General features: G+C 47.0%; 11 protein-coding genes. 4 read left to right on the forward strand and 7 right to left on the reverse strand.

All coding sequences use genetic code 11. The annotated features are described in order from the left end of the window. The 5 genes from putP to L976_RS07220 all read right to left on the reverse strand — a co-directional run bounded on the left by putP (position 1) and on the right by L976_RS07220 (position 4,942). Entirely contained in the window at positions 1-1,497 is a 1,497-nt protein-coding gene (gene putP / locus L976_RS07200; RefSeq protein WP_047535544.1) for a sodium/proline symporter PutP, read from the reverse strand. 3 nt (positions 1,498-1,500) lie between these two features. Continuing rightward, on the reverse strand, positions 1,501-1,677 hold the full coding sequence (locus L976_RS23490; protein WP_023266152.1) for a hypothetical protein: 177 nt from the start codon (positions 1,675-1,677) through the stop codon (positions 1,501-1,503). A gap of 325 nt (positions 1,678-2,002) precedes the next feature. Next, positions 2,003-3,358, reverse strand: a complete 1,356-nt coding sequence (gene gorA / locus L976_RS07210; RefSeq protein WP_037427436.1) for a glutathione-disulfide reductase — start codon at positions 3,356-3,358, stop codon at positions 2,003-2,005. Between the two features lie 167 nt (positions 3,359-3,525). Next, complete coding sequence (locus tag L976_RS07215; protein WP_047535548.1) at positions 3,526-4,056, reverse strand: hypothetical protein; 531 nt, start codon at positions 4,054-4,056, stop codon at positions 3,526-3,528. Positions 4,057-4,156: 100 nt separating this feature from the next. Next, positions 4,157-4,942, reverse strand: a complete 786-nt coding sequence (locus tag L976_RS07220; protein ID WP_037427432.1) for a hypothetical protein — start codon at positions 4,940-4,942, stop codon at positions 4,157-4,159. A gap of 268 nt (positions 4,943-5,210) precedes the next feature. On the opposite strand from L976_RS07220, the gene prlC reads away from it, so the two are divergent. After that, positions 5,211-7,250 (forward strand): oligopeptidase A, encoded by a 2,040-nt coding sequence (gene prlC, locus L976_RS07225; RefSeq protein WP_047535550.1) that lies wholly within the window; start codon positions 5,211-5,213, stop codon positions 7,248-7,250. Positions 7,251-7,378: 128 nt separating this feature from the next. Next, complete coding sequence (locus L976_RS07230; RefSeq protein WP_037423843.1) at positions 7,379-7,909, forward strand: thioesterase family protein; 531 nt, start codon at positions 7,379-7,381, stop codon at positions 7,907-7,909. Positions 7,910-7,921: 12 nt separating this feature from the next. Here L976_RS07230 and L976_RS07235 read toward each other — a convergent pair whose 3' ends face one another. After that, a complete protein-coding gene (locus L976_RS07235; protein ID WP_047535552.1) occupies positions 7,922-8,569 on the reverse strand; it encodes a glutathione S-transferase family protein in 648 nt (215 codons plus the stop codon). 205 nt (positions 8,570-8,774) lie between these two features. On the opposite strand from L976_RS07235, the gene L976_RS07240 reads away from it, so the two are divergent. After that, positions 8,775-9,464 carry a DNA-3-methyladenine glycosylase I gene (locus L976_RS07240; RefSeq protein WP_047535555.1) on the forward strand — a complete coding sequence of 230 codons (690 nt, stop codon included), beginning with the start codon at positions 8,775-8,777 and terminating at the stop codon, positions 9,462-9,464. A gap of 103 nt (positions 9,465-9,567) precedes the next feature. Here the strand turns inward: L976_RS07240 and L976_RS07245 are convergent, their stop codons facing one another. Beyond that, a complete protein-coding gene (locus L976_RS07245; RefSeq protein ID WP_156143166.1) occupies positions 9,568-10,314 on the reverse strand; it encodes a TorF family putative porin in 747 nt (248 codons plus the stop codon). A gap of 768 nt (positions 10,315-11,082) precedes the next feature. Between L976_RS07245 and L976_RS07250 the strand changes: the two genes are divergently transcribed. Next, positions 11,083-12,231: an efflux RND transporter periplasmic adaptor subunit gene (locus tag L976_RS07250; RefSeq protein WP_047535557.1), complete on the forward strand. Its 1,149-nt coding sequence runs from the start codon at positions 11,083-11,085 to the stop codon at positions 12,229-12,231. Positions 12,232-12,238 lie beyond the last annotated feature (7 nt).

The raw sequence follows: 12,238 nt of genomic DNA on the forward strand, positions 1-12,238 counted from the left end.
TTAGCTTTCCTCGGCCAATACACGACTGGCCTGATGGAATTGCTTAGTGGTTTTAGGACAAGGATCGGTATCGAATTTGCTCACCAGATAAATCACAGTGCTGCTGACAACAAAGCCAGGGATCATCTCATACACTAAGCTACTCAATGCCTTACCGTCGGCAAGCACGGGGGCATAAATCCAAAAGAGTACCGTGAGCGCGCCCGAAATAATCCCCGCAATCGCCGCTTTATGGGTGAGGTTAGCCTTATACAAACTAAACAGCACCAGCGGACCAAAGGCGGCACCAAAGCCTGCCCACGCATTACTCACGAGGGAGAGGATACTGTTCGAGCGGTCGAGTGCCAGCAGTGTTGCGACAATGGCAACACCAGCGACCCCGTAACGACCCATTTTGACCATCTCTTGCTCGCTCGCTTGTTTCTTCGAGAGGGTGCGATAAATATCTTCGGTCAGCGAACTCGACGAGACTAATAACTGCGATGAGATCGTGCTCATAATGGCCGCGAGAATCGCTGCCAGCAGGAAGCCGCTGATTAAGGGATGGAATAGTAGCTCTGAAAACACGATAAAGATGGTTTCTGGATCCGAAAGCTTCATGCCAAATTTATTGGCGTAGGCGATACCAACTAAGCCTGTCGCTAAGGCGCCGATAATGGTCACAGTCATCCAACTGATGCCGATGCGGCGAGCGGTTTTAATGTCGGCGACCGAGCGGATTGCCATAAAACGCACAATAATATGCGGCTGACCGAAATACCCAAGCCCCCACGAGAGGCTAGAGATTAGCCCAAGCAGAGTCACATTTTGCATCGCGTCGGTAAAATGTGGGATCGACTGATAAGCAAAGTTCATCATACGATCTGCGCTGGTAAATTCTTGATATGCCACGAAAGGCACTAACACCAAGGCGACAAACATAATGCAGCCCTGCACAAAGTCAGTGAGGCTAACGGCTAAAAATCCCCCCAGCAGAGTGTACGACACCACGACGGCTAAGGTAACGACTAGGCCTATGTCGTAGTTCAGCCCAAAGGCGGATTCGAACAACTTGCCGCCCGCGACTAATCCCGCCGAGGTATAGAGGGTGAAAAAGATCACTATGATGGCGGCGGCAATAATGCGAATGCTGTTATCGGCCTGACCAAAGCGTTTGGCGAAGAACTCTGGAATCGTCAGCGCGTTATCGGCGACCTCGGTGTAGACCCGCAATTTAGGGGCGACCACCAGATAATTGATTAGAGCACCAATTAATAATCCGAGGGCGATATACAGGGTTTCAAACCCCACCAGAAACATAGCGCCGGGTAGGCCCATCAGCATCCAGCCACTCATATCCGAGGCGCCGGCCGAGAGTGCTGTGACGTGCGGGCTCACTTGGCGGCCACCCAAAATGTAGCCAGAGACATCATCGGTCGACTTACGATAGGCGAACAAACCAATAGCGAGCATGGCAATAAAATAAATTGCCAATGAAACGTAAGAGAGGGAATTCATCGATTATTTTCCTCCTAACGCTTTGTTATTTTGAATGAAGCTCGGTTTCAAAATGACAAAGAGATAGGTACTTAGAATGGCGAACAGGCAGAAATATTGTAGTGTTCCATGAAGGCGTTCCCGGGTGGAACGGATGATCTGTGAGATGGGGTTTTCATCTGCAGCATGCTTAGCTGACATAATGCCTCCTTGTTTTATTTAGAGTGAATAATAGTTAGTGCTATAACTATAATAAGATCTTTGTTAGCAAAATATCAAGTTGAAATGCCCAGTTTGCATACTTTCGGTTGGCATAAAGCAAGAGAAATTGATTTGAATACTGATAAATTTACCTGTGCTTTTAACCGATAATTGGGGCGAAAGAGTGGGATGTTGAGAGCGGATAAATAGGCTTGATGGCTTATCGTTGAACATAAAAAAAGCGGCGCTGAGAATATCAGAACCGCTTCGATAAAATGCAACATTCACAGGCTATTGAGCCTGATTTAAAACTTGAGTCATGCGCTTAGCGCATAGTCACAAATTCCTCAGCACCAGTGGGGTGGATGGCGACAACGGCATCGAAATCGGCTTTGGTGGCGCCCATTTTCATGGCGACGCCAAAGCCTTGGAGGATCTCATCCATACCAAAACCAATGCCATGAATACCCACGACTTTCTCTTCTTTACCGGCGCAGACCAGTTTCATCTTACAGGCTTGGCGATGGCTAGTGACGGCGGTATACATTGAGGTAAAGCCTGAGGTGTAAACCTTCACATTATCCTCACCATATTGCGCGCGGGCTTCTGGCTCGGTTAAGCCCATAGTGCCAATCGGAGGATGGCTAAAGACCACGGTTGGGATTTGGCTGTAATCCATTTTGGCATCGCTCATGCCGTTGAATAGGCGCTCAGAGAGTAAGCGACCTGCCTTAACCGCAACGGGAGTCAGTTCCACGCCGCCCGCCATAATATCGCCCACGCAATAAATGCCTTTGTGGGTGGTATTTTGCTGCGCGTCGGTAATTACATAACCTTTGCTATCCAGTTGCACCTCGGTGTTTTCTAAACCGATATTGCCCGTTGCGGGTGAGCGGCCAATAGCCCAAATCAGGCAATCAACGGTCACGCTTTCGCCATTTTCGAGGTTCAGAGTCAGGCTGTCGTCGGCATTTTTGACCACAGATTGTGGGACGCTGTTGGTGTGCAGGGTTGGGCCTTCGGTCTTCATGGCATCGACGAGGGCGTCGATCAGCATAGGGTCGAAGTTACGCAGCGGCGCATGTTTACGCACAAACAGGTGAGTCTCACTGCCAAGTGCGTGCAACACGCCCGCGACTTCGACGGCGATATAGCCAGCACCGACGACTGCGACACGTTTAGGTTGTTCACGCAGGGCGAAGAAGCCATCGGAATCAATGCCATATTCTGCACCTGGAATGTTAGGGATGGTTGGCGCGCCGCCAGTAGCGATCAGGATATGGTCAGCCGTGTAGTGCTCGCCATTTACTTCAATGGTGTTGCCATTAACGAAACGGCCATAACCATTGAGCAGGGTGACTTTGTTATTGGTAAAGCCGCGACCGTAGGCCTCGTGGATGCGACCAATATAGGCTTCGCGGCTGTTTACTAAGGTGTTCCAGTCGAATTTGTTGACTGAAACATCAAAGCCATAATCTTTGGCGTAGAGGTTCATGGCTTCGGCGATATGCGCGCCATACCACATGACTTTTTTGGGTACGCAGCCCACGTTTACGCAGGTGCCGCCAACGTGTTTTGCTTCGATGAGTAGCACTTTAGCGCCACGCATGGCAGCTCGGTTAGCTGAGGCGATACCGCCGCTGCCTGCGCCTAGGCAGATATAGTCAAAATGTTGAGCCATGAGTTTCTCCGTCTAACTCTAAGAATGAGGTGCTTATTAGCAGAAGGCCATTGTAGGTTGGAATGGGTTTGCAGACCAGCCCATTAAGTCGCCATGGTATAGACCTTGGTTTGTCACAAAAAATCTCCATGAAGCTGAGATTTTATCCCTTGGCGGTTAGCTTAAGCTTAACGGCGATATTGGCAGCGATGGTAATCATCAGGGTTTGGTCCTTCTACGCCGCATTTAAGGCATTGCCACTCCTGCTTGCGAGCATTGAGCTCATCGCTATGGTAGTCGGCGGCTTGCTCTCGCTTATTGCCGATCTGGGTTTCGAGCTGTGACATGCGCGCATCAAGCCAACGGCAACTAGGATCGTTAGCGATTTTATCTCTGCTGGCGAGTTGTTGCTTGCGACTCAATTTTTTATTTTTAGTCTTAGTGGATTGCGTCTTGTTGGTCTTTGTTTTTGGAGACGTATTGTCAACATTGACGGTGGGAGGTGAATAATCCAAAGCGCTTTGCTCTGCGGGAATGGGCAGCGGTTTACCTTGACTGTCGAGCAATGTCCCCAGTGGTAGTGAGTCAGTCGTGCTACTTTTTGAGAGAGATTCTAATACTAATTCAGGCTCGCTCTCGGGTGCCGCTAAGGATGGCAGAGTACAAAATGCTAGTGTAATAAATGTGTTCGTGAGTATTTTTAACTGTTGAGCCAACATTCCCTGTGCCTCGCTAAATCAAGGTCGTTCCATCGACATCTTGAGTGTAGTTTGGACGGGAACGGTTTGCCAAGCCGAAGGGAGTTAGGCCGAGTAACGCTTAGAAGCTGATATTAAAGTGGATGCCCGCATAGGTTTGATCCTGTGAGCTAAAGTCGCCATTCGTGGCCGCTTCTTGCTCTATATCTGCCTGCGCAATGCTGTGGCTAATATGGCCACTAATATTCATATTCTCGGTAAGGTTATAGCTTGCTTCTAGCCCAAACTGGAGATGATTTCTACCATTGTGCTCTTCTGTTCGATATTTAAAATCAACGCCTTGTGTTACGTAGGGGGAGAGTGTGAATTGCTCTGTAACTTGCCAATAGCTGTGTAGGCTCAGCTCCACAAAATAGCCCGCCGCCTCGGTGGAGTAGACATAACTCACGGAAGGCACTAGCCAAGGCTTGGCGGTGTAAGCCAATTCAGCAAACAGTTCGTTATCCTGACAGCGGCTACTGCTATAGCCTTCAATACGTTGATAGCCAAGATTCGCTTCTAAATGTTCACTTAAATCCAAAGCGTATTCTAGGCCAATATTCCACTCAGTATAGGCTTGGCTATCACCACGGCCAACGAGGGCATAGGTGGTGAGATTGCCGTATTGAATACTGGTATTCATCCAATAAATACCGCCTTTAGCCAAGTTATTGCGCCCCTGCGAAACATACTTGCTATCCCAGCCTAAATCGATGTTAGCAGTTAAAGGCACGTTAGCCGCAGATAATTTGCTGTTTAATATCCCTTCGGTTTGCGCCAAGCTCTCGTTGGCCAAACATGGATGGCTAAAGCAAACTAAGCTAATGGCGCCTACGGCGCTAATGATGGATTTAACTGATGCTGCCATAAATAAGCCAATCTAATTGAAAATATAGAATATGCACAGATGTTAGCCTATATACATATAAGCGTTAATGAGAATGGATTTGATTTGCGATCAAACTATCAAGATTCAAAGGGTAAATTTAGTGTAAATCCTAATTGAGAGCTGGTTCACTTTTTTATTGATGAAATGGCGTTAGGCCTACAAACGAAGATAGCAATCGGTTTTCTCGCCTTGATAAATTGAACATAAGCCCTTATTTATTAGCTACACAGATTGTAGAGGAATCATTATGAGCAACCCTTTGCTTAACGGCGCTGCATTACCGCTTTTTTCACAGATTAAACCTGAACATATTCAAGTTGCCGTTGAGCAAGCCATTGCTCAGTGTCGTGCCAAGATTGATGAAGTGCTGCAAAACCCTGGGCCTTTTACGTGGGATAACTTAGTCGCCCCGCTGGAGCAAGTAGATGATGAGTTAAGCCAGATTTGGTCACCCGTCTCCCATATGAACTCAGTGGTGAGTACCGATGAATGGCGCGCGGCCCATGATGCTTGTTTGCCACTGTTATCCGAATACGGCACTTACGTTGGCCAACACCAAGGGTTATATGAGGCCTACAAATCACTGCGTGCATCGGTAGAGTTTGCTCAATTAAGCCAAGCACAACAGATGGTGATTGAGCACAGCTTACGGGACTTCGAGCTTTCGGGTATCGGCTTAGACGATGCGCAAAAACTGCGTTATGGTGAAATCGTTAAGCGTCTTTCTGAACTTACCAGCGGCTTTTCCAATCAACTGCTCGATGCAACCCAAGCCTGGACTAAGTTAATTACCGATGAGGCAGAACTCGCTGGCTTGCCCGATTCAGCTAAAGCGGCCGCAAAAGCGATGGCCGAGGCCCGCGAATTAGAGGGCTGGCTATTTACCTTAGATTTCCCTTCCTATTTACCTGTGATGACCTACAGCGAAAACCGCAACTTGCGTGAAGAGTGTTACCGAGCCTTCGTGACTCGCGCCTCGGATCAAGGTCCAAATGCGGGCGAATTCGATAACGGTCCATTGATGGATGAAATTCTCGCACTGCGCCATGAATTGGCACAGTTGTTAGGCTTTGATAGCTTTGCCGAAAAATCCCTCGCCACGAAAATGGCTGAAACGCCTGCGCAGGTGATGGCCTTCTTAAATGAATTGGCGCTGCGTTCAAAAGACCAAGCCAAGGCCGAATTAGCCGAGTTAAAAGCCTTTGCACTGGAGCATTATGGTGTGAGCGAAATGGCTTCTTGGGATTTAAGTTTCTACGCTGAGAAATTACAGCAACATAAGTATGAGATTTCCCAAGAGTTGCTGCGCCCTTACTTCCCTGAAGATAAAGTGCTATCTGGCTTGTTTTACACTGTCTCACGCCTATTTGGCTTAAAGATTGTTGAGCACACCGAGTTTGACCGTTGGCATAAAGACGTGCGTTTCTTTGATATTTTTGACGAAACGGGCGAGCACAGAGGCAGTTTCTATTTAGACTTATATGCCCGCACTGGTAAACGCGGCGGCGCTTGGATGGATGACTGCCGCGTGCGCCGTCAAACCGCCAATGGCTTACAAAAACCGGTTGCCTACCTCACTTGTAACTTTAATGGCCCTGTGGATGGTAAGCCTGCGCTTTTCACCCACGATGAAGTGACGACTTTATTCCATGAGTTTGGCCATGGCATTCATCATATGCTGACCAAAATCGATGTTGCTGGCGTATCAGGTATCAATGGTGTGCCTTGGGACGCGGTCGAATTACCTAGCCAATTTATGGAAAACTGGTGCTGGCAAGAAGAAGCCTTAGCGGAGATCTCCGGTCACTACGAAACCGGTGAACCTTTACCAAAAGCGATGTTAGATAAGATGTTAGCGGCAAAAAACTTCCAATCCGGCATGATGATGTTGCGCCAGCTGGAGTTTTCACTGTTCGATTTTAGACTACACCACGAATATGACCCTGCAAAAGGCGCGCGTATTCAACAGACCTTAGACGAAGTGCGTCGTCAGGTGGCCGTGTTAATTCCGCCAGCATTTAACCGTTTCCAACATGGTTTTGCGCATATTTTTGCCGGTGGCTATGCTGCGGGTTATTACAGCTACAAGTGGGCAGAAGTGCTGTCGGCGGATGCGTTTTCTCGCTTCGAAGAGGAAGGCGTCTTCAATCCTGACACGGGCCGTAGCTTCCTGCACAACATCCTCGAAATGGGCGGTTCAGCCGAGCCTATGGACTTGTTCAAACAGTTTATGGGCCGCGAGCCGAGTATCGATGCGCTGCTGCGCCACTCTGGGATTGCCGCTTAAGCCATACTAAATAGCTGTGCTTGAGCATAAAAAGGCGCCAAATGGCGCCTTTTTTGTGAGCCAGATCTCGCTTGCCCTCTGGTATGACCTCTGTTAGCCTGTGGCTCTTCTTTTTAGGGCGACTGCATATGAATCTGTATTTCCGTTTGTTTTGGTTGTTATTTTGGCGCACGCGCCATTGCCGTAAGATTGATTTTTTGGGGACGAGCCGCATTACTTATCGCGCGTTGCCCAGTGATTGCGATATCAATTTCCATCTTACTAACTCCCGTTACCCAGCGTTTATGGATCTGGCCCGCACCTATATGTTGGCCGAAATGGGGTTGCTGAAGCGTTTCCTCAAATTAAAATGGATGCCAATTGTTAACGCCGCCGAATTTACCTATATCCGCGATATCAAGCCCTTAAAAAAGTTTGAGATTGAAACCAAGGTCGTGGGTTGGGATGAAAAATATTTCTATATTGAACAACGCTTTATCAGTGAGCGCGGCCTGCATTGTATAGTGCATGTGCGTGGTGTGTTTGTGTGTAAAGGTAAGCAAGTGCCTTTAGAGGTATTAGTTAAAGAAGCAGGCTATACCGATCCGGCTCCTGAGTTACCGCCCGAAGTCGTGAAATGGAAAGCATTTTTACAATTAAAGAAAGAGCGCAATCTTTAGGGCGCGCTGGTACTAGGGAATACTCCTAATCCCAGTGTCTTCTTCCATTTCGGCTAGTAGCACTTCTTCAAGCACGAGTGTCCAGGCGCCGCGAAGCTGCGCCTGTTGCCAATAACGGACTAGCTCATCTAAATCCAATAGGTTTAAGTGAGCAAAGCTGTAGCTTAAGCAGGGGATCAGTGCACAGTCGGCTAAGGTAAAACTGTCGCCACACACCCAATGATTTTGACTAAGATGGCTATCTAAGCGTTGAAATTGGGTAAGCATTTGTTTTTCAATCTGCTTGATTTCGAACTCATGCCCATCAGGGGCATACTTTAATTTTTCTAATTGGAATAGTGGGTTATTGATATCAAAATCAATAATGCGATCGAATAGGCGTACCGACAAATTCCGTTCAGCCTCCGCGGGTAATAACTCTGTACCGTTTTGAAAATGCCTGTCTAAGTATTCAATAATAATGCTGGATTCGGGGATCAGTTGGCCTTCTTGCGTTTTGAGCAATGGCAGTTTGCCAGGAGGATAAAATTGCTGGAAGGCCTTGCGTGCCAGTGGGTCGCGTAAATCAGTGATCCGCGGATAAAAGTTCGCTTGTTTCTCATAGAGAGCAATTAATACTTTCTGTGAATATCGTGATAACGGATGATAGAAAAGCTCCATAGGTACCGACCCCATAACCACTGCATTTTTTGACTCTACGCCTTAACTTTAGTCGGTATCAACATGCGTGCAGTGGGAATTTCTTCAAAGGGCCAGAAATGGACGTAAAACAGGTTTTCCATACGGAATGATCCTCGTGGGCTCAAATTCGGTACTATTAACGCCTAGAAACGCTAGTGAAATATCGATAATCAAAGGTAACAGCATGAGCCAATTAGAAAGTTTCTCATCCATCTATGCCAGAGCGAGTGAGCGCAAAGGCGGTAAAAAGGGACTCGAAGCCTTACTTCCTGGGTGCCTAACGAGTGCTGAAATTCGTCAATACGATGATGCTACGCTGCTTTCGGCCATGAGCCGACAAGTGTTCCAGAGTGGTTTTGTCTGGCGCGTGGTCGATAATAAATGGCCTGCTTACGAAAAATCCTTCTTTCATTTTGTGCCCGAGAAGGTATTAATGTTGTCACCCGAGCAGATCCAAGCTCGCGCTGCGGATGCGACCTTGATTCGCCACCTAAAGAAAACCCAAGCAATTTATGATAATGCTTTGATGATCCATGATATTGCCCGCGAACATGGCAGCTTGGCTAAGCTGATTGCCGACTGGCCGACCGAAGACATAGTCGGGCTTTGGGCGCTCTTAAAGAAGCGCGGTGCTCGTCTCGGTGGCAATACCGGGCCGTATTTTTTGCGCGCAATCGGTAAGGATACCTTTTTGTTAACCGATGATGTGCAAGGCTATTTTAAAGCGCACAAGCTGGTAGATGCCGGCTTTAGCTCGCAAACGGCGTTAAAACAGGTACAGGCCGTGTTCAATCAATGGCAACAGGAGTCGGGCCGTTGCCTTGCGGATATCAGCCGGGTGTTAGCCTGTAGCGTGGGTGATAATCGTATTTAGATAAAAAAAGACCAGCCAAATTTGGCTGGTCAAGGCTCGATATTTCAAGCAATTGGAGTACTGCAGGGAAGCAGCGGGATGAACGTATAAGCAAAAAACAGGATTAGAAACTTTTACTGATCCCAATGACGACTCTGTCATCGAAGATTTCAGTTTGTGTACCATAGACTTTATGGTCACTGTCGACAGTGCTGCCGTGGTAGCGTAAATCGAAGTTAAGGCCGTAATAGGCTTTGCTTAAACCTATGTTCCAGTGGCCCCAACCTTCAGCACCATCACCCGTTAGGTCTTGATAACCCACAGATGCTGAGATTTTTACACCGTTGTCAAAGCTATAGCTGGGGTGTAGAGCGTAGTTCACCCCGTGCCAGCCATCGACACCAAACCAGTCATCCACCGTTGGGGTGACTTCGAGTTGCAGATTGGCTCGACCGAATTGTTTACCCACTTTTAGCCATAATTCGGTGTAGTTGGAATAGGAAGCTCCGGGGTAAAGGTATGAAAACAGCATGACATCATAGGTAAAGCCAGAATCGCCAAACTCTCCCGCTTTACCAATAAAAGGCGCGGTAACAATTTCTAAGTTTGGGTCAGCAAACTTAATGTTGGAGCTAAATACCCCAGCATACCAACCTTGATTGTGGTTCCAACTTAATGTGCCTTGGACGACCGGAATATCGCCATCTAAGGTCTCGGATTCACCACGAAACACATAGTCCGAAGCAAAATTAACATTGCCGTTAAGGGTGCCACCAAAGAGTTGATTATCTTCAGCAGCGTGGGAGCTGGCCGCCAAAGAAAGTAACGCCCCAGTGAGCAGCAATTTAGTACGAGTCTTCATAATCATCATCTCAAAGTGATTGGAAATTGTTAGCGCACCTATATCGTAAAAATAAATTGTTAATAGCGGTGCCGCCTGGGATGAACCAATAACGAAAAGATATGAATGAATGTGAATAAGCAGCGAAATAACAGGGTCAATAAAAGCGTAATTTATAAAACCGCATTTTTTTGGGAAGCTGAGTTTCATTAAATGGGGTGCAAAATGTAATATCCAATTTGCGCTATACAACGCTTGGTCATAAAATGTCGCGTCCAAAGGTTTGAATATCTATTCGTTTCCCTGACCCATTTGTAACAAGGATTTACGTAGCAATAGTAGGCATTCGGATAGCAAGGTATGGTCATTCCATGCTTGATCCAATATGACCACACAGGGGTTATATATGCACAAAACCTTATGTAAAAGCTTGTGCTAATATGCCCTAGCTGTATCAAATAAATGTTTACTCAGGTTAATCGAGTATAAACATTTGTGTCGCCAAACATGTTTGCAACATTTTTGATATAGAGTAGGCTGAATAAGTGCTTTGTATCGTATAACGCTAACAATCTTATCTACAGTTAACATACTTCTTAAATAGGATAACAATTCTACTAATAAGGTATTGGAAAAGGTGTGAATATTTTCATTAGTTTACACTTTTGTTTGTTTATCTTTCTTGTTGATCCTTATAGGGTATACGATAAGTAATAGCTTTGATTTTAGTTATAATTATGGCCGTGAAATCATCCATATTGTGTGAACACGGTGGCGTTAAAATTTAAAGGAGTTCTCATGCGGCAGACAATTAAACTTGCCTCAGTAATCAGCGTGGCGTTGTGGATGGCAGCTTGTAGCCCTCAAGAGGATAAAGCCGCTCATGGCGGCGCGGGGCCGCAGAGCATGGAAGTTGGGATAATCAAAGTGGAGGCTAAGCCACAGGTTATCCAAGTCGAGTTACCGGGTCGTAGCAAGGCATTTCTTGAAGCCGAAGTTCGTCCTCAAGTGAATGGCATTATCACTAAGCGTAGCTTTGTCGAAGGCGGCAATGTGAAGCAAGGCGAATCTCTTTATCAAATTGATTCTGCGCCTTATAAAGCTGCACTTGTCAGTGCAAATGCTGACTTAGCTCGAGCAAATGCAAGCCTTGCTTCTGCTAAGGCAAAAGCGGCTCGTTATCAGCAGTTAGTTAAAACTAACGCAATCAGTAAACAAGATTTCGATGAAGCCGAAGCCGCTTACAAAGAAGCGCTGGCCAGCGTGACTGTAGCAGAAGCGGCGATTAATACTGCGAAAATCAATCTTCAATACACTGAAGTATTAGCGCCGATTTCAGGCCGTATCGGTAAGTCGAGTGTAACAGCGGGTGCGCTAGTAACGGCTAACCAAAGCCAAACTCTGGCAACCATTCAACAGCTTGATCCTATCAATGTGGATATCGCTCAATCGAGTGCTCAGCTGTTACGCCTAAAAGCCAAGCTGAAGCAAGGTAAGCTGCAGGCGGCGGATAACGCTGACGTGCAGCTAGTCTTAGAAGACGGCACAATTTATGGTCACAACGGTAAGCTGCAATTTGCTGAAGTGAGCGTGGATGAAAATACTGGCTCAGTGATCCTACGCGCCGAGTTCCCTAACCCAGATGGCATCTTACTGCCTGGCATGTATGTTCGTGCTGTATTGAATACCGGTACCGATCCTCAAGCCATCCTAGTGCCGCAAAAAGCCATTACCCGTAACGCTAAGGGTCAGGCAGTGGCAATGGTGGTGAACGATCAAGGTCTAGTGGAAGCAAAAATTGTTACCACAGCTGAAGTTATCGACAATCAATGGCGTATTACTTCTGGTTTAGAAGCGGGCGATAAGTTGATTGTGGAAGGATTACAAAAGATCCGTCCAGGTGCACCAGTCACCACCAAAGTTATTTCTGAAACCCAAGCAAAATAGGGCATAG

The sequence above is a fragment of the Shewanella sp. ZOR0012 genome (genome assembly GCF_000798835.1).
GTDB lineage: Bacteria > Pseudomonadota > Gammaproteobacteria > Enterobacterales > Shewanellaceae > Shewanella > Shewanella xiamenensis.

Coding starts and splice junctions, on each gene's coding strand:
- putP (WP_047535544.1), bottom strand. CDS start 1,497: ATGAATTCCCTCTCTTACGTTTCATTGGCAATTTATTTTATTGCCATG.
- L976_RS23490 (WP_023266152.1), bottom strand. CDS start 1,677: ATGTCAGCTAAGCATGCTGCAGATGAAAACCCCATCTCACAGATCATC.
- gorA (WP_037427436.1), bottom strand. CDS start 3,358: ATGGCTCAACATTTTGACTATATCTGCCTAGGCGCAGGCAGCGGCGGT.
- L976_RS07215 (WP_047535548.1), bottom strand. CDS start 4,056: ATGTTGGCTCAACAGTTAAAAATACTCACGAACACATTTATTACACTA.
- L976_RS07220 (WP_037427432.1), bottom strand. CDS start 4,942: ATGGCAGCATCAGTTAAATCCATCATTAGCGCCGTAGGCGCCATTAGC.
- prlC (WP_047535550.1), top strand. CDS start 5,211: ATGAGCAACCCTTTGCTTAACGGCGCTGCATTACCGCTTTTTTCACAG.
- L976_RS07230 (WP_037423843.1), top strand. CDS start 7,379: ATGAATCTGTATTTCCGTTTGTTTTGGTTGTTATTTTGGCGCACGCGC.
- L976_RS07235 (WP_047535552.1), bottom strand. CDS start 8,569: ATGGAGCTTTTCTATCATCCGTTATCACGATATTCACAGAAAGTATTA.
- L976_RS07240 (WP_047535555.1), top strand. CDS start 8,775: ATGAGCCAATTAGAAAGTTTCTCATCCATCTATGCCAGAGCGAGTGAG.
- L976_RS07245 (WP_156143166.1), bottom strand. CDS start 10,314: ATGATGATTATGAAGACTCGTACTAAATTGCTGCTCACTGGGGCGTTA.
- L976_RS07250 (WP_047535557.1), top strand. CDS start 11,083: ATGCGGCAGACAATTAAACTTGCCTCAGTAATCAGCGTGGCGTTGTGG.